This is a genomic window from Thermoclostridium stercorarium subsp. stercorarium DSM 8532, assembly GCF_000331995.1.
Lineage (GTDB): Bacteria > Bacillota > Clostridia > DSM-8532 > DSM-8532 > Thermoclostridium > Thermoclostridium stercorarium.
On the sequence record NC_020134.1, the window covers coordinates 342,298 to 361,138 of the forward strand.

The following is an 18,841-nucleotide window of genomic DNA, read 5'->3' on the forward strand; positions in this document are numbered from 1 at the left end:
TAAGCCCAGCCGGCCATGTTTTTTATTTTCTTAACCACTGTTTGCCTTAAAATCCAATAGTGCAGGTCCCGAAGAAAGTTGAAAACAAGGGCGGTACGAATTAATTAAACGCTGGAGGATGAAAAATGAAAAATCTAATTTTTATAAATGGAACCATGGGAGTGGGAAAGACTGCAACAAGCAGAGAATTACAAAAACTATTGCCAAATTGTGTTTTTCTTGATGGTGATTGGTGTTGGGACATGTCACCTTTTATCGTAAATGATGAGACTAAAAGAATGGTGATTGATAATATCAGTTATCTCTTAAATAATTTCATTTCATGTTCAGTGTATGAAAATATTATTTTTTGCTGGGTAATGCATGAACAAAGCATCCTTGATGATATATTGTCCAGGATAAACAGACATAATTGCGTATTATATAAATTTTCTTTGGTATGTACAGAGCAAGCGTTAATTTCACGGATTACAAAGGATATAGAACAGGGAATAAGGACTGAAGACGTTATTAACAGAAGTATATCAAGATTAAAAAATTATTTTGAAATGGATACCGAGAAAATTGACGTAAGCAAGGTTTCTGCTAAAGAGGCAGCAAAAATAATATTTAGGTACATTAAGCAAAGACCATAAATCACTTTAAGTTGTATTCTTCCAGTAACGATTTAACAGAAGAATTTAATAAAATAAAGTGAAATTAGCAGAATCCGCGTAAGAAGGGAAAATTTGACAAGAAGAAAAAATAAAATTACGTGGGTGTAATACTGAAATTTAGGATAGTTATATTTCACGCTTCAGGGTAACTAAAACGTTTGGATTTGGAAATTTTAAGTAATATACTGATATAAACTTTACCTTCTAAAATGTCTCAAATAAAATAAAGAAAAAGTTATTTGCATTATTTTAGAGATATTATAAAATTTATATTGAAATGGATTGGACAGGATAAAATTAAGATGCCGTCGGACACAAACCGCTTAATCCATGTTTTTTCCTTTGTTATTGAATAATAAGCAGGGGGATTGGCGTGTCTGTTTGAAATTTAATGTTTAACGGTAAATTTTGATAATTATTTATCAAAATTTACTTATAAAGACTTTTTGTGGTAATACCAATTGTTGCAAGAGTGTCTGAGAAAGTTATAATTTATTATGCCGGAACGGTTTACGAAAATTTGAACGATAAAGGCATAACAGGAGTGATAAAAATGCAAAGGGACATCAAAAAAATTATTTCACAAATGACGCTGGAAGAAAAGGCGAGCTTATGCTCGGGCCTTGACGCCTGGAACCTTAAAAGCGTAGAACGTTTGGGCATTCCGTCCATTATGGTATCTGACGGCCCCCATGGTCTCAGAAAAGAGACAACGGATCCCACTGATCCCGGTAAGAAAACCACTGTCCCGGCCACATGTTTCCCCACTGCGGTTGGCCTTGCAAGCTCATGGAACCGTGAACTGGTGGAGAAAGTAGGCGCCGCATTGGGGGAAGAATGCCAGGCTGAAGGAATAGCAGTGCTTCTTGGGCCGGGAACCAATATAAAACGTTCCCCTCTTTGCGGAAGAAACTTTGAATATTTTTCGGAAGACCCGTACCTTTCTTCGGAGATGGCAGCAAGCCATATAAAAGGAGTGCAGAGCCGGGGAGTGGGGACGTCCCTGAAGCATTTTGCGGCAAATAACCAGGAACACCGCAGAATGAGCGTGGATGCGGTAATTGACGAAAGAACGCTGCGTGAAATTTACCTCGCCAGTTTCGAAGGGGCGGTTAAAAAGGCGAAGCCGTGGACGATCATGTGTTCATACAACAGGGTAAACGGCGAGTATGCATCTGAAAATAAATTTCTGTTAACAGATGTACTGAGAAATGAATGGGGTTTTGAAGGCATTGTGGTATCCGACTGGGGAGCGGTGAATGAGAGGGTAAAGGGACTGGAAGCCGGACTTGATCTTGAAATGCCGTCAAGCTTCGGTATTGGAGACCAAAAAATAGTTGAAGCCGTAAAGAAGGGTGAGCTGCCCGAAGAGGTATTGGACAGAACCGTTGAAAGGATACTTAATTTAATTTTTAAAGCGGTGGATAACAGGAAAGAAAATGCCGGATATGACCGGGAAGCTCATCACAAACTGGCCAGAGAAGCGGCAAGGGAGTGCATGGTGCTGCTTAAGAACGAGGACAAAATACTTCCGCTTAGGAAGCAGGGAACCATAGCCGTAATAGGCGAATTTGCTAAAAGACCACGGTATCAGGGCGGAGGAAGCTCCCATGTAAATCCCACAATCATGGATAGTCCATATGAAGAAATCAAAAAATCAGCGGGAAACAATGCAGATGTTATATATGCGCAAGGTTATTTTATTGAAAAGGACGAGCCAGATGAAAAACTCCTGGAGGAAGCAAAGCAGGCGGCGCTGAAGGCAGATGTCGCCGTGATATTTGCAGGGCTTCCCGAGCATTATGAATGCGAGGGCTATGACCGTCAGCATATGAGAATGCCCGAAAGCCACTGCACGCTTATCGAAGAAGTGGCGAAAGTACAACCCAATGTGGTGGTGGTATTATGCAACGGTTCACCGGTGGAGATGCCGTGGATTGACAAAGTGAAGGGATTGCTGGAGGCTTACCTGGGCGGACAAGCCATGGGCGGAGCCATTGCCGATCTTCTGTTCGGAGACGCCAATCCCAGCGGGAAGCTCGCCGAGACTTTCCCGAAACAGTTAAGCGATAACCCTTCATATTTGAATTTTCCCGGGGAAGGGGACAGGGTTGAATACAGGGAAGGCATATTCGTGGGCTACAGGTATTATGACAAAAAGAATATGGAACCGCTGTTCCCGTTCGGATACGGGCTCAGCTACACTACGTTTGAGTACGGCGATCTGAAAATAAGCAGGAAAGAAATATCTGATAACGAAACGGTGACTGTGAGCGTAAAGGTTAAGAATACCGGAGATATGGCGGGTAAGGAGATTGTGCAGCTTTACGTAAGGGATATTGAAAGCTCGGTAATAAGACCGGAGAAGGAACTGAAGGGTTTTGAAAAAGTTGAACTTAAGCCCGGCGAGGAAAAAACGGTGGTGTTTGAACTTGACAAGAGGGCGTTTGCTTATTACAACACCGGTATAAGGGACTGGCATGTTGAAACCGGTGAATTTGAGATTTTAATAGGCAGATCCTCAAGGGACATAGTGCTTAAAGACAAGATATTCGTCAAATCAACCGTTACCATAAAAAAACCGGTGGACAGAAACACGCTGGTGGGGGATTTGCTTTCTGATCGGGTTCTTGAGCCTGTATTCAGAGAGTTTATTATTAACGAGATAAAAAACAGGTACTTGTTGGATTTACTGGAGAACGAGGATAAATCCCTCCTGAGTGTGTGGATGAGGTATACTCCTCTGCGTTCATTGGCGAACAGTACGGGTGGGGAACTGAACGAGGAAAAGCTGAACAGGCTGATTGATACACTGAATGCAAATATTAAATAATGTTACGAATTATGGGGCTGTCTCAAAATCTGAGACAGCCAAAATTTATATAAAACAAAAGTGCAACTCAAAATAACCATTCTTCTTCTATGAATTCTTTGAAATAATCCAGTATCTGTTCTGGCTCATAATCAGGTTTGGTAGACAAAACCGACTGCTATTTTAACTATTCTGTTTTTGGTCATAATCAGAAGTTCTCCTTATGTATTATTTTTGTTACCAAATTAATACTAAACAGCCAATGAAACCACTTCCTTTACGTTCATATTTCCTTATATAAAACAACACATTATTATTTGTTACACTTCTTTTTAAAAATATTTATAAGGCGCAAAGGAAGTCGCTGATTTAGCAAAAACTCGATTTGCTTGTACTTAAGCCCGGTAGGATGCTTGTTTTTAGCCATTTTTGCGAAATATTACGATCGGTGTAGAAATATAATAAAAACAGTGATATAATGAACTGTAAATAAATACAAGTTTGCGGGTTTGAGGTAGGCAAGTGAGAAATATAAGCTTTTTGCATCTTAAGTTCACTGTACGTATTCTTCAAGACTGCCGGATGCCGAAGCAAAAAGTAAGTACGTTAACCGGGGCCATGCTGAATAAGTTCAAAAGGCTTTACTGTATTCACTGTGGTAGCGATATTTCATGTAATAACTGCGACTGTAAAGATATTTGTCTGGTGTTGGAGATGACGGGAAAGGGTTTTGATAAAAATATACCTATTGCTAAACAGCCTGTCGTATCGCCAAAGTTTATTATCCTCTGTTCAGACGGACGGACCGAGTTTAAAGAAAATGACATGCTGGAATTTGAAATAATGCTTTTTGATAATCTAACCCATCTGTTCGTCCAGTATATATATGTGTTTGACACCATAGGCCAGAGCGGCATTGGTTCCGGGAAGATTAAATATAAGCTGTTATATGTTTCGGACGAAAAGGGAAATATTGTTTTCAGCAACTCAGCATTAGTCGGAAATCCTGCCGTAGCAGACATATTCATGTACATATCGTCAAGAATGAATGACATTGATAGTAATAATGGAAATACCGTGAAAATGTCGCTTGTGTCCCCTGTTATGTTAAACGCGGTGCCTAAAGGTGATGAAAACCGCATAGTTATTTTCAACACCAGGTCTCTCAGCTGTTCAATTAAGGAACGTCTGAATATATTTAACATGCTCGAAAAGGAAGATGAAGAAAAACTGAACCAATTGGCGGAGGATAAACAGGCGATTGGTTCGGTTAATATTAAAATAACGAAATCACGGTATTATATCCAAAGTGAGCGAAAATTCATAACAATTCCCGTTTTAACAGGTTACGTCGTTTTTGACGCGAGAAAAATCAGTCCCTGTTTGGAATATTTTTTTGCTTGTGAAAAAATAGGCATCGGCCAAAATATGCTGCTGGGATTTGGCCGGTATTTTATGGGGTGATAAATTAATGAGCGGTGTACTTTCGGTTTTGAATCCTGCAGAAATTAAAAAAAGCGAGTTTGAAAAAATAATAACCGAGATTGCCGAAAGGCTCAAATTCATGCCTGATGTGCACGAAATAAGGAAATTCCTCGATGATTACGGTGATAAGCCTTATTATTTCAAGAAAAACGGAATTTACATGGAAAACGGACGGTGTACTCCGTCAATCAGAGATGCAGCAAGTTTCTACGTTTTAATCAAATATCTCGAACATTATAAATCTGGAACCAATTCAGGTGCAATTTCGGCCGAAGGTTCAGCGGGAGGAAGCTTTGAAGCCGCAAGGTATTACTTGGAGTTTTTCGGTGACAAATGGGACGACGAAAAGGAGTTTATTTACAGTTTTATATGCAACGAACCCGGTACAGGTTCTGATTTATTTTCTGATTTAAATATTGATATAGTTTCGGGCTCTGTTTATAAAATAAAGAAATATTTCCTTGAAAATTCAAGAATAAAGGATATCCGCGGCGGAAGCGCATTGATTAAGCATGTAAACGAAGATGTCACATTTAGATACCTCAGGGAAAAATACACCGAAGAATGTGCTATATACTGCGGCGGAGGGAACGCGCTTATAATAGCGCCGGGAGGTACGGGAGCTGACATATGCCGGGAGCTCGAGGAAGAATACACCCAGATCACGCTGACTGCGCAGAATGCGTTTGAATGCGTCCGGACAAACCTCAATAAGTTTATCAGGGACTACAAGGAAATAATGAGGGACTTAAACCAGAAACTTGATGAAAGAAAAAAACTGAAGATTTTTGATATAAATCCTGATAATGATAAAAAACAGATAGAAACTGGCAGTGAAGTGATAAAATTTGACGCGGAGAAAATAGAAGAAAACGGCGTGGTCTGTTACCTCTGCGGTGTCAGGGACGCAAAATACAAGGTTAGTATACCGGAAAATGCCGCGGTTTGCCCGTCCTGTTTAAGGAAACGCAAGATGGGTGAAAACAAAGCCGTTTTTTACGATGAATACAGAAAGTATACAGGTGCATCAGTAAAGAGAAAGATAAACAGTCTTGATGAGCTGGAAGACGACAACGGGCGCATAGCGGTAATCTACGCGGACGGAAATAACATGGGGAACGTGGTTAAAAGTATTGAAACGCCGTTCCAGCATATGTATTTCAGCAGAACCCTGGACAGAACAACGAAAAAATGTGTTTATAAATCCATAAACGAGGTAATGGGCAGTGAGGCAATGTTTGAAGCAATAGCACTGGGCGGGGATGATATATTCATAGTCGTGCCCGGAGACAAAAGCCTGGTGATTGCCAATAAAATAATTGAAAAATTTGACAGCGAGTTTGAATATAAAATGACGATGTCGGCGGGAATATGCATCGCCAGATCCAGCACCCCGATTAGAACCATGTTTGAGGTTGCCCAGCATATGCTTAAAAGCGCGAAAAAATATTCAAGAAAAAACAATAATTCAAAAGGAACCGTGGATGTTCAGGTTATCCGCAGCAATACAGGCATTGATTTGCTCGAATCCGAAAGCAGCCTGTTCCCCGCTGACAATTCGGAACTTTCTGATTACCTGGATATTATAGAAAAAATGAAGAGCGACAATGATATTAAGCCCTCACAGTTGTATAAATTCAGCAACGCATGGCGTATAATGAAAAACCCGCTGGAATTCCAGCTCTTTTATCTGTACCAGACAGGCAGGGTTGCCAACAGATACAACGGATATGTAATAAAATTCCTTAACAGCAGGAAAGGCATTAACAGAGACGCATACAGCTATTGCGGGCTTATACAGAAGAAACCAGATGCCGGCTCTGACGGAGAACCACAATATATGCCGCTGTGGGATGATATCATACTGCTGATGGATGCAGTGGGGAGGTGAACTGCATGGGAACGGTTAAATACAGGGTTACGATAAATTTGTTAACCCCGTTTAATATTTCCTCGGGTCAGGAAAAGGGCGGCCAGGCGCAAAAAAGGACGGTTCTGTATAAGGGCAAGCCCTATATTCCCGGAAGTACAATTAAAGGAAAAATACGGTGGAATTTTTACAGGATCACCGAATTAAGTCATTCAGAGAATAACTGCAATTGTGCCATGTGCGCCCTGTTTGGCGGTCAGGGATATAAGCCTTCGAAAGTATATGTAGACGACTTTTTGCCCGTTGACGGTGAAAATTCGGGAAATAAAGCGCTGGCCGTAAGATACGGTATTGCCATCAACAGATATACGAAGACCGTTGCGGACGAGCACCTGTATTCCCAGGAAGTGGCCACCGGCGGAAAATTCAGCGGTTATATAACGGTTTATTTTGACAATGAGACGGTGAAATACAAAAGAAACCTTGAGATGGCGATAAAAATGGTTGAAAATGTCGGTGGCGGGCACAGCAAAGGATATGGCAGGGCTCTGGTTCAATTGGAAGAAGTTTGACTGAAAGGAATGGTGTCCTGTGAACGTTAAGCTGAAATTCAAATCCCCTTTTATCGTAGGCGGAATAAAGAGGGTATCGAATTACATAGAAACTCTGGATTACATACCAGGCAACGTTGTGAGGGCTGCTTTTGCACGTTACATATTGAATAACTGCCCGTGTTTTGACAGGGACGAAGTTGTAGAAATAGACGGCGAAAAACACAGGAACTGGGTTTATTACAGAAACAGACCGGAATGCCAAAAGTGCCGGCTGAAAAATTTGTGCCTGAAATTTGACGACATAAAATTTTCATTTTTCTACCCGGAGGGTACTGATATAATTCCGCTGACAACGATGAGATGCAAAATGAGGCCTGAGCACCGCTTGATAGATCTCCTTACCGAAAAGCGCGAATGCCCCGACTGCATAAAAGCAGGAAACAGCGATACAAGGGTTGAGGCGGTTTCGGGCTATATAAAGGACGGAAAGGATTACAAAGTGAGTAAAACCCTGTTTACAAGAACGGCAATAGACAAATATACAGGCGCGGCCAAGGAGGGTATGCTGTACAGCATAGAAGCCGTCACGGCCACCGACGGCGAGAACAATATTGTCTACTGGGGCCTGATAAAAGGAATAACGGACGAAGATATCTCAGCCATTGACGAGTTGAGGGTGGGCAAATATACGTCGGTAGGTTTCGGAAGATGCAGTATTATTGCCGCAGAAGACGGGGATGACCGGTGTGCTCCGACGCTGCAGGCCGTAGAAAACAAAGAGGAAATAACTAAGAAGATGAAGCTTTTCAGTGAACGGTATAGGGCGAACAATAAAATAACGGATGATTATAAGTATTTTGCCGTGAAGTTTGTGGCGGACGCAAAACTGGGATTTAAAAGCCATGGCGGAAATGAATTTGAGAAATACAAAAATAATGGTGAGTTAAAAGATATATGGTTTAACGCATTAAGAGCGTATAAAACAGACAATTCGGCGTACGAAATTGACAAAGTGTATGCGGAGGTTTTCAATTTCAGAGGCTATGATACTTCAAAAGTGGGCGATATACGGGAGGAACCCGTACATATGGTTCAGAAGGGCAGCGTGATTGTTTTCAAGACCCTCAAACCTTTCAACGAGATATTTGATGATTTTGTATCAATGGACGGGTTCGGCCTTGATACTGAAAACGGTTTTGGCTGGTTTGAATTCCATTTTGGTCTGGAGGTGCAGGTGAATGACTGAAACTTTATTAAATTTTGTTGAAGAACTGGGAAGCGACAAGAATTTCTGGACCGGTCAGGGTAAAGGCAAAAAAGGCGGTGAAAATGAGAAAATAGGAAGCAGTAATATAAGGAATATGGCTGTTTTGGCCAACAATGCCGATTGTTATGAAGAACTCAGACTTTTTGTTGAGTACAAAATAGCAAAAGGGAATGGCTGGGACGGTAAGTTTAAGGGAGACAGAATATTCGGACATGAAGTTCTGCGCTGTATGGATAAAATTTATGAGATGTGCAACCGAAACGACAGGGAAGCATTAAGAAACATAAGTAAGTTTTTCGGGTATTTGTACTGGAAAGTGTATGCACTGGAAAAGGCCAATAAACCGCGTAAAACAAATAATTAAAGTTCGTATTGCAGGGGTGAACGGTAAATGTTACTGGATAAATTTCATAACAGATATATTGTAAAAGGCACCATTGTAGCCGAGACTCCGATACATATAGGAGCCGGAAATGAAAGCATAGATCCCGTTGAAACAGACAATGCGGTCATAAAGGATAAAGACGGCAAACCGTATATTCCCGGAAGTTCCCTTAAGGGGGCGCTGAGAAGCTGGCTTGAAACTTTTCTGAGGGGCAGCGGGAGCAAGCTTGTGGGCGAAAAAAAACCCTGCCTTATCGTGGACAAGCCCTGTATTGATCCGTCTGATAAAGAGATTAAGAAGTGGCTTGAGGAAATAAAAGAGAAATACGAAGGCAAGGATGATGCGGACAGGTTTGTCGCCGAGGAAATATACCGAAAACTTTGCCCGATATGTAGGGTATTCGGCTCTCACTATTTTGCTTCAAAAATAACGATAAATGATTGCAGGCTTAAGGACGAGAAGACTTATATTGAAACAAGAGACAGGGTTGCAATCGACAGGGACACCGGTACTGCTTCCCAAGGCAAGAAGTATGATTTCGAGCAGGTGGCGGCGGGGACAAAGTTTGATTTTTATATGACGGCCGACAACCTGGACGAGGAGAATGAAAAAATTTTGAAAATAATCATTAAGGTTTTGGAAAGCGGAAACTTTACGGTAGGCGGAAAAACGTCGATAGGGCTGGGAAGAATAAAGCTCTGCGATGCCAAGGTTTACAGAATTGATCAAAACAGCCTGGAAAGTTATTTATTCAACGGTTTAAGCGAAGAAATGGGGTGGCAGTATGTTTAGCAGACTGTATAACGAAGCCGTAATTGAGTTCGATATGCATACCGAAAGTCCGCTGTTCATAAAGTCAGGGCTGGACGACCAGCTTAACCCGGCTGCGGTGGAACATACGTTTTTTGTTACATATAAGAACGGCGAGCCCGTTCCTGCAATACCGGGAAGCTCACTGAAGGGCGTATTCAGAAGCACCGCTGAACAGCTTTTGAAAGAACATGGGGTGTGCAATATACTGAGTAAAGTAGATTCCTGCAGCTATCGCATAAGGCAGGAGGAAAGAAACCAGGAGGAAAGAAATAAAAGTGAAAATCAGGACAATTACGGACAAATGTCTCTTGGCGAAATACGGTACAAAAAAAGCTGCCCGGTCTGTAAACTTTTCGGTTCGCAGGTTTTAAAAAGCCGGATAACTTTTAACGATGCTTGTCCCGTGGGTGAATACAAAACCGGAAAAAGAGCTGCGGTTGCCATTGACCGGATTACGGGGGCAAGCAGGAGCGGAGCCCTATACGATTTTGAATACATAGAGAATGCTGTATTCAAATGCAGGATACAGTTAAGGAATTTTTTCAGATGGCAAGTCAAATTGATATTTGAAATATTTAACAGAATAGACGACGGATACACCACATTCGGCGGATTTTCGTCAAAGGGTTTCGGAAGGATGAGGATTGAAAACGTAAGCATGACTGTCCGCTATTATGACAAAGGAAAGAAAGCCGAAGGATATTCGGATAAGGAGCTTTATATTGAGAAAAACATAACAGGCAGGGAGGCTATTTCAGAACTTCTGAAGGATATTAAATTTGACGAGGCTGCTTTTAAAGGATGTGATCTGAAACATGATAAAGCCTTATGATTTTGTGCCCTTCCTGAAATATATCCCTTATAAAAAGGGCAATGCGGTGTATGATAAGGGAAAAATTCCAATCCGGGTTAAAACCCTCACTCCTGTACATATTTCCTCCGGGGAATATGCTGTAAACGGAAAAAATTTGATCTATAAAGAATTTATAAAAATAAACGGTATACCTGTTATACCGGCCACAAGTTTTAAGGGATGCGTGAGAAGCATAGCCGAAAGTGTTTCCCACAGCTATCCGTATATGATTGACGACAAAAAGAAGGAATTAATCCCTGAAGAAAAGACTGGCATAGGAAAAACAGGCGATTCAAACCAACGCGCCAATGACCAAAACGAAAACAAGAAAAAGGAAGACGAGATAAAATGTATAGTCTGTGACATGTTTGGAATGATGAACTGGAGAAGCAGAATTGCTTTCGGCGATTTAAAGGGTGTTCCCGGCAAATTCAGACTTGAGATCAGGGGAATTCCGGCAAGTTTCAACCCGCACCCTGAAAGGGAATTTTATATGGAAGACGGAAAGTACAAAGGATATAAATTTTACAGACACGGCGTAAACGGAATTCAGCCCAAAGGTGAAGTATTCCGTGAATTTGTTGCTGAGGATTCTTGGTTTGAAGGTGAAATTATTTACAGGGACCTGACCGAGGAACAAATCCAGTTGCTTTGTTTTTCGTTAGGTTTAAGCGGCGATATAAATCCCAAAATCGGATACGGAAAAAACTTTTTTTACGGGAGCATTGAAGTGACTTCAGACGCAAAGTGGGTGGAAAAGGCGAAAGAATACAGGGAAAAAGCCGAAGACGACATAAAGAAAAACATTGACCGGCTTATTTCGATTCTGAGTTATAAAAACGCGGTAAGTTCACCGGATTTGGTAATATGGTAAGTGACTTTTTCTTGAATTTGCGGGGTGAAAAAAATGCTGAGAAACAAAAAAACTCTTCTGGAATGCGCCAGAAATACTGCGGAATATATAAAAAAGAACGGCGGCGGAAATTTTGCAGGTTTTATAGTGGATATTATCCGTTATGTGGACAGGCAGGACCGGGACAGTGAACAAAAAGTCAAACAGTTATGGCAGATCCTGTTCAGTGTCAAAAGCTCAAATATAGAGATAATCGAGGGCGGAAGTGCAGTTAAGGAATCTTATATAAAGTTCATTGATGAATATTTGGGAATAAAAAAATCACAAAATGAATATATCCCCGCCAATACCGATTTCAACGATCTTAGCCTGGAAGAAATATTTTATGTTTTTGCCTGGGTGCGCAGGCTTACAAAAGAGGAAAAGCAGGGCAAAAAAGACAAAAATAAGGTGCCTGATGGAAAAAGAACATTTAACGGGAGAAATGAACGGAGATTCGACAGAAATAATGTGAAGGCAGACAACAAAAAGGCATATTACAGCAATGAGAAACATTCAGGCAAAAGGAAGGATTACGATAACGCCTACGGAAACGGAAAAGGCAGGGAGCAGAGCGAGCCGTTTAACAATACTATTGCTGAACAACTGAGAAAAATATATGGTAAAACTGATTAAACAGTCCAAATATATCTTGTGGGGTGTAAAAATGTTAAAGTTTATTTCACTTCTTGGTACGAATGCATATTTGCCCTGTAATTATTACGTCAGAGGCAGGGAGGATTTAAAGGTTGAAAACTGCCGTTATGTGCAGAAGGCAATTTTGGATATTCTGAAAAGGGAAAATATAGTTCCTGATAAGATAGTTATTTTTACAACCGAAGAGGCATACAAAAATAACTGGATTGGAAACGAAGAAAAACCGGGATTAAGAGAAGAACTTGAAAAATTTGAAAAAGAAATAAAGGAAATTAAAGGAATGAACGCCGGGGAAAGTATTGTGGAAAGTGTCAGTATACCCAATGGTACCAAGGAGGAAGATCTTTGGGATATATTCAGGATAATTCTTGACCAGATAGAAGAGAATGATGAAATTATATTTGATATTACCCATTCTTTCAGATATCTGCCGATGCTCGTTTTTATAGTAATCAATTATGCGCGTGTGGTAAAAAAATGCAAATTGAACAGCATTTTTTACGGGGCCTTTGAAGTACTGGGAAAAATGTCTGATGTTCAAAAAATTCCGGTGGAAGACAGAAATGCGCCGATATTTGATCTTACGTCATTTGTGGATTTGTTTGACTGGACGGTGGGAATTGACAGATATTTAAACACCGGAGACGTTTCGGTTGTATACGATCAGACATTCCGACAAATGAAAAGGATAAATCAGGAAAAAAGCAAGTCTGCCGCATTTTTGGATCAGGATGTAGATAAAAAAACGTTATTTATGGACTCAACACTGGTAAAAAGGCTTTCAAAATCGATGAAGGAATTCAGCGACGTGTTGTTTACCTGCAGGGGCCTGAGTTTGACCGAATCGGTCTCCAAGCTAAAGGACAATCTTACCGCGGTCATGGAAAACGCTTCAAAACAGCATATAGTGCCGTTGCTTCCGCTTCTTGAAATGATGAAGGACAGATTTGACAGGTTCAGCAAGGACGACAAATACATAAACGTTATCGAGGCGGCCAAATGGTGTGCTGATAATAAAATGTACCAACAGGGGCTGACAATACTGGAAGAAGGCCTGATAAGCTACGCCTGCGAAAAACTGGGTTACAGGGATTTAAACGAATTAATAAAAACCGATAACAGGAGCAGGGCGATTTCCTACGCTTATGTTGTCTTCAATGAACTGGGCAAAAAAGACAAAAAGGCCAGGAATAACCCGTTGTTAAATTTGAAACCCGATACGACAACCGAACTGCTTATACTGCTGTATCAGATTTCCCAAATCAGAAATGACATTAATCATGCGGGCTGGCGTGAAGATCCATCCGAACCGGGTGTTTTTGAGGAAAAACTTCATGAATTTATCAAATCGGCGGAAAGAATTATCTTGTCTGAAAGGGGCGATACCGGATTTACGGCGGAATGCGTTGACGGCAATAATGCGAACAGGGGAAGGAAAATGCTTCTTATATTTTCCCATGGACTTACGGTCAAACAAAAAGAAGACGCCGAAAAACGGTTCGGGATATCGGAATTTGTTACTCTGCCTTCTGAATTGCAGGAAAAATGGTCAAACATTCCCCCCGATTTGGAGGATCTGAGGGATTACCTCAGGGATATTCTTGAATGGATTAATGCGTACGGTCAAAAGGGGGACTATGCACTCGTACAGGGGGATTTCGGGGTCACATTCATTACCGTTAATTACTGCCGCTCTAAAGGGATTATCCCTTTGTATTCAACAACCAGAAGGAACGTTAATGAGGAGAAAAACGGCAACAAGGTAAAATCCCTGAGAGAGTTTGAGCATGTAATGTTCAGGGAATATAAGATTTGAGAGCATATATGACCATTCATGGTGCACCGTTTTTTTCGCAGTGTTTAAGTCAGAGATGGTTATATACATTATATTAACAATATATTGGAAAACGGTTAGCCGCAGCAACAGTTTTTGCAAGCTGCCTGAACCATAGATTAACGACCCTCGGAGGCTGATGAGATGATTGAATCCATGCATAAATTTATGAGAGTGGGGCTGATTCATTTTATGGCTTTTCCCGAAACGATGAAAGGGGAAGGGCCGATTATTGAGACCATACGAAAAATAGCGACGGATGATTATTTTGACGCCGTTGAGGTTACGTATATAAAAGATGACAGTGTCAGAGCACAGGTTAAAAAAATTCTTGAAACGGCACATATGTCGGTTTCCTTCGGAGCACAGCCGATGCTTCTTGCAACGGGGCTGAATGTCAATGATCTCAATGAAGAACGAAGGCGGGAAGCGGTGGAATTACTGAAAAAGGGAATAGATCAGGCTCATGAACTGGGAGCTGAAGGCTTTGCATTCCTGAGCGGTAAATATGATGATAATAAAAAAGAAGAAGCCTATCAGTCTTTGCTTAAATCCACCAGGGAGCTTTGCAGTTATGCGGAAAAGAAGGGGAATCTCAGGGTTGCACTTGAAATCTTCGATTATGATATTGACAAAAAGAGTCTGATTGGTCCTACGCCACTGGCGAAAAGATTTGCCGAAGACATGAGAAGGGAATGCGGGAATTTCGGTCTGATGGTTGATTTAAGCCATATACCGATGCTTAGGGAAACAATTGAAGAAGCAATTATTCCCATTAAGGATTATATAGTTCATGCCCATATGGGCAATTGTGTAATAAAAGATCCGAAACTTCCTGCATACGGCGATCTGCATCCCCGGTTTGGTTTCCCGGACAGTGAGAACGATGTGGAACAGCTGACCGAATATTTAAGGGTTCTCAGAAAAATAGGCTTTATTAATGAGGAGAATCCTCCTATTGTAAGTTTTGAAGTTAAACCCTTCGGCGACGAAGATCCCGATTTGGTTATTGCAAACGCAAAAAGAGTTTTAAATATTGCATGGAGCAGGGTTTAAAAGGGGTGAATTTCTTGAAGATAGTGGTTTTGGACGGGTATGCGCTTAATCCGGGCGATTTGTCGTGGGATGAATTAAAGCAGCTGGGAGAGACCGAAATATACGATTATACTCCTTTTGACAAAACAATAGAGCGGGCTGAAGGAGCCGACATAGTACTGACAAACAAGACTCCGTTAATGGAAAGGGAAATAAGTCAGTTACCGAGGCTTAAATATATAGGAGTTCTGGCTACCGGTTATAACGTGGTTGATGTCGAGGCTGCAAAGAAAAGGAATATAGTGGTAACAAATGTTCCTGCCTATGGAACGAAATCGGTGGCGCAGATGACATTTGCCCTGCTTCTGGAACTTACCCAGCACGTCCAGCGGCACAGCGACGCGGTTTTTAACGGCGAATGGACAAATTCAAGGGATTTCTGTTTCTGGAAATATCCGCTTATAGAGCTTGACGGCAAAACAATGGGCATAATCGGTTTCGGGAATATAGGCCAAGCTGTTGCTGACATTGCCGTAGCTTTCGGAATGAATGTATTGGGATACAGCAGGCGCAGAACCGACCAGTCCCACAGGAAAAATTTCAGGTGGGCTGAGCTGGACGAGCTTTTGGCCGAATCTGACGTGGTAAGCCTTCATTGCCCGTTGACTCCAGAAACCAAAGGCATAGTCAACATTGAAACGCTGAGGAAAATGAAGAAAAGCGCATTCCTCATAAATACCGGCAGGGGGCCGCTGGTTGTCGAAGAGGATTTGGCATATGCCCTTAACAACGACATTATAGCCGGAGCAGGCCTCGACGTATTGTCGGTTGAACCGCCGAAGGCCGACAATCCGTTGTTCCGCGCCAAAAACTGTGTAATTACGCCGCATATAGCATGGGCTACAAAAGAAGCGAGGCTCAGACTTATGCACACGGCGGTGGAAAACGTGAAAGCCTTTCTGAAAGGCGAGCCGGTTAATGTTGTTAATAATTAAACATACTCATAACAATCCAATGTCTGTGGATTTCATGCCGCTGTTTCAAAGCGCTTTTTAATGGGGTTACTGGGTTAACTGGTAACTCCATTTTTGTTGTATTAACAAAGGTTGATCGTGTACGCCTGTTTGCGCTTAAGTTAAAAAGCTTCTCTTTGGATATTTTATTTACAGTTTTTGTGATATAATTCAGTAAAAAATGCTTTTTTTAAAAAATACCACGCTTTTAAAGTAATCAGGGTTGATTATAAGGATAGCCGAAATTCGGGACGAAGAAAAACGGCTGAACCTGTAACCCGGTTAAGAGCGGAGCTGAAGAAGCTGAAACAAAATTGTTCCTTTTTACGAAAAGGGGCTGTAATGTAAATCTTTACAGACAATAAGGAAACCGGCGAAAATGAGGAATTTACGCAAAAATTACGTATAGGTGAATATAAATACAATTATTGGCGGGAAGGTTGCGCGTTTATGACTTTGAAGGAAAAGATAGCGCTGTGTGAAGGGAAAAACTTCTGGGAAACGCGGGATTTTCCGCAATATGGAATTCCGTCAATATTCATGTGTGACGGCCCCCATGGACTGCGCAAGCAGGAAGTAACCGGCAGGGAGCCTTCAGGTGTAAATGAATCCAGACCTGCCACCTGTTTCCCTGCCGCGGTTTCCACTGCATGCAGCTGGGATGAGGAGTTATTGGGGAAAATAGGCGCCGCTATTGCCGAGGAGGCATTGGATCAGGGCGTGGGGGTGTTTCTCGGACCGGGAGTGAATATTAAGCGTAATCCGCTGTGCGGACGGAACTTTGAATATTTCTCTGAAGATCCGTATCTTGCAGGGAAGTTGGCGGCAAGTTATATAAAAAACGCCCAAAAGAACGGTATAGCGACCTGCGTTAAGCATTTTGCATGCAATAATCAGGAATACAGGCGTTTTAATTCGGATTCGGTCATCGATGAACGGACATTAAGGGAGATTTACCTCACGCCTTTTGAAATTGCGGTACGCGAAGGCAGACCAAAGGCAGTAATGTGTGCCTACAACAAAATAAACGGCGTCTACTGCAGTGACAATAAGGTACTTTTGACCGATATTCTGAGGAATGAGTGGGGATTTGAAGGCGTGGTCATAACAGACTGGGGAGCGATGAATGATCGTATTGCTGCCTTTAAGGCGGGATGCGACCTGAATATGCCTGGCGGAAGCAACTATATGGAACAGGAGGTTCTGGATGCCGTTGCGCGGGGTGAACTGAGCGAAGCTGAGATAGACCGGAGTGCGGAACGGATCAAAAAAATGGTGCGGGAAGCGTATGAGGTACTGGGAAACAGAACGGGCTGTGATTATAACGCCCACCACGAACTGGCCCGTATTGCAGCTGAGCAAAGCGCGGTGCTTCTGAAAAACGAGGATGACATCCTTCCGCTTAAAGAGTGGCAAAAAATTGCGATTGTAGGTGACATGGCGGGAAACATGCGGTACCAGGGCTCCGGCTCAAGCCATATTAATCCGACAAAACTGGTTCAGCCTGCCGATGTTCTGAAAAGCAGAGCAAGCGTGGAAGAAGCCGATGTAGCAGTAGTGTTTGCCGGACTTCCGCCTGAATATGAAAGCGAAGGTTTTGATCGCGACAGCATGGAAATGCCTCCGGAACAGGTGAGACTGATTGAGGAGACGGCGGCAAAAAATCCGAACACCGTGGTGGTGCTGTTTTGCGGTGCGCCTGTGGAAACACCGTGGGCTGACAGGGTTAAAGGCATATTGTATATGGGGTTGCCCGGTCAGGCGGGGGGCGAAGCGGTGAAAAATCTGTTATATGGTATTGCCAATCCCTCAGGCAAGCTTGCCGAAACCTGGCCAATACGGTACAGCGATTGTCCGTCGGCGGCATATTACCCGCAACGTGACGGGCAGTACCGTGAAGGCATTTATGTCGGTTACCGTTATTATGACAAAGCCAATGTCCGGGTACGCTGGAAGTTTGGGTTTGGACTGAGTTATACCGAGTTTGCCTATTCAAATCCCCAAATCAACGGTGAAACCGTTAAAATCACGGTGACAAACACCGGAAAACGCGCAGGCGCCGAAGTGGTACAGCTTTATATTGCTCCTCCTCATGACGGAATTCACCGCCCGGTTAAGGAATTGAAACGATTTGCGAAAGTTTTTCTTACTCCAGGTGAAAGCAGGGAAATAAGCTTTACTCTGGACAATCGATGTTTTGCGGTTTGGGACGGAGGCTGGAAGGTGCCGGAGGGAAAGTACACCGTTCTTGTGGGGGGAAATCCTGACAAGCTGACGGTGGCAGGGGTTGTTGAAAAGGCAGGTGAAAAAATAAAAGTTCCGTACTGGCAGCCGGGTTCATGGTATGAAAAACCCTTCGGCCCACCCCCTCTTGAACAGTGGGAAAAAATGATTGGATCGAAGTATGTTCCGTATACTCCGCAAAAAGGGAATTTTACCATGAACGATACCCTTGCTGAGATGAAAAAAGATTCGTTCATCATGCGGATACTGTACTGGTATGTAAAAATAAGTGTTACCAGAGGTATGAAACGGGGCACGGCCGAATACCGGATGATGGTTGAGTCCAGTGTGGGAAGTCCGCTCCGCAATTTGCAGATTTCGGGCGGTATGAGCGGAAAAATATTCAGGGGGCTGTTGGCTATCGCAAACGGCAAATACATCAAAGGGTTGAGAACTTTACTGAAAAATGATGGCATGTATTGAAGAAGGTTG

The 18,841-nt window shown here is 42.3% G+C and carries 15 protein-coding genes; all 15 read left to right on the forward strand.

The window, feature by feature from the left end; translation table 11 throughout:
• The first annotated feature begins 125 nt into the window (after positions 1-125).
• The 15 genes from CST_RS01445 (at position 126) to CST_RS01515 (ending at position 18,832) form a co-directional block, all read left to right on the forward strand.
• Positions 126-635, forward strand: coding sequence for an AAA family ATPase (locus CST_RS01445; protein WP_015358032.1), 510 nt, complete (start codon positions 126-128; stop codon positions 633-635).
• Positions 636-1,128: 493 nt separating this feature from the next.
• Positions 1,129-3,489: a glycoside hydrolase family 3 C-terminal domain-containing protein gene (locus tag CST_RS01450; RefSeq protein ID WP_479694035.1), complete on the forward strand. Its 2,361-nt coding sequence runs from the start codon at positions 1,129-1,131 to the stop codon at positions 3,487-3,489.
• A 597-nt stretch (positions 3,490-4,086) separates the two neighbouring features.
• Positions 4,087-4,932 carry a hypothetical protein gene (locus CST_RS01455; RefSeq protein WP_242823571.1) on the forward strand — a complete coding sequence of 282 codons (846 nt, stop codon included), beginning with the start codon at positions 4,087-4,089 and terminating at the stop codon, positions 4,930-4,932.
• 7 nt (positions 4,933-4,939) lie between these two features.
• Positions 4,940-6,844, forward strand: a complete 1,905-nt coding sequence (locus CST_RS01460) for a Cas10/Cmr2 second palm domain-containing protein (protein ID WP_015358036.1) — start codon at positions 4,940-4,942, stop codon at positions 6,842-6,844.
• 5 nt (positions 6,845-6,849) lie between these two features.
• On the forward strand, positions 6,850-7,395 hold the full coding sequence (locus CST_RS01465) for an RAMP superfamily CRISPR-associated protein (RefSeq protein WP_015358037.1): 546 nt from the start codon (positions 6,850-6,852) through the stop codon (positions 7,393-7,395).
• A 19-nt stretch (positions 7,396-7,414) separates the two neighbouring features.
• A complete protein-coding gene (locus CST_RS01470; RefSeq protein WP_015358038.1) occupies positions 7,415-8,623 on the forward strand; it encodes a hypothetical protein in 1,209 nt (402 codons plus the stop codon).
• Positions 8,616-9,008 carry a hypothetical protein gene (locus CST_RS01475; protein ID WP_015358039.1) on the forward strand — a complete coding sequence of 131 codons (393 nt, stop codon included), beginning with the start codon at positions 8,616-8,618 and terminating at the stop codon, positions 9,006-9,008. The genes CST_RS01470 and CST_RS01475 overlap by 8 nt, the downstream gene beginning before the upstream one ends.
• Positions 9,009-9,035: 27 nt before the next feature.
• A complete protein-coding gene (gene csx7, locus CST_RS01480) occupies positions 9,036-9,821 on the forward strand; it encodes a type III CRISPR-associated RAMP protein Csx7 (protein WP_015358040.1) in 786 nt (261 codons plus the stop codon).
• Positions 9,814-10,674, forward strand: coding sequence for a type III CRISPR-associated RAMP protein Csx7 (csx7, locus tag CST_RS01485; protein WP_015358041.1), 861 nt, complete (start codon positions 9,814-9,816; stop codon positions 10,672-10,674). Before csx7 (CST_RS01480) ends, csx7 (CST_RS01485) begins: the two co-directional genes overlap by 8 nt.
• Positions 10,658-11,569 carry an RAMP superfamily CRISPR-associated protein gene (locus CST_RS01490; protein ID WP_015358042.1) on the forward strand — a complete coding sequence of 304 codons (912 nt, stop codon included), beginning with the start codon at positions 10,658-10,660 and terminating at the stop codon, positions 11,567-11,569. Before csx7 (CST_RS01485) ends, CST_RS01490 begins: the two co-directional genes overlap by 17 nt.
• 33 nt (positions 11,570-11,602) lie before the next feature.
• A complete protein-coding gene (locus tag CST_RS01495; protein ID WP_015358043.1) occupies positions 11,603-12,223 on the forward strand; it encodes a hypothetical protein in 621 nt (206 codons plus the stop codon).
• A 31-nt stretch (positions 12,224-12,254) separates the two neighbouring features.
• On the forward strand, positions 12,255-14,060 hold the full coding sequence (gene csx20, locus CST_RS01500; protein WP_015358044.1) for a CRISPR-associated protein Csx20: 1,806 nt from the start codon (positions 12,255-12,257) through the stop codon (positions 14,058-14,060).
• 162 nt (positions 14,061-14,222) lie between these two features.
• The gene (locus CST_RS01505; RefSeq protein ID WP_015358045.1) at positions 14,223-15,134 is read left to right on the forward strand and encodes a sugar phosphate isomerase/epimerase family protein; all 912 of its coding nucleotides are present in this window, start codon (positions 14,223-14,225) and stop codon (positions 15,132-15,134) included.
• A gap of 14 nt (positions 15,135-15,148) precedes the next feature.
• The gene (locus CST_RS01510; RefSeq protein WP_041746628.1) at positions 15,149-16,108 is read left to right on the forward strand and encodes a D-2-hydroxyacid dehydrogenase; all 960 of its coding nucleotides are present in this window, start codon (positions 15,149-15,151) and stop codon (positions 16,106-16,108) included.
• 468 nt (positions 16,109-16,576) lie between these two features.
• Positions 16,577-18,832, forward strand: coding sequence for a glycoside hydrolase family 3 C-terminal domain-containing protein (locus CST_RS01515; protein ID WP_015358047.1), 2,256 nt, complete (start codon positions 16,577-16,579; stop codon positions 18,830-18,832).
• The last annotated feature ends 9 nt before the right edge of the window (positions 18,833-18,841 follow it).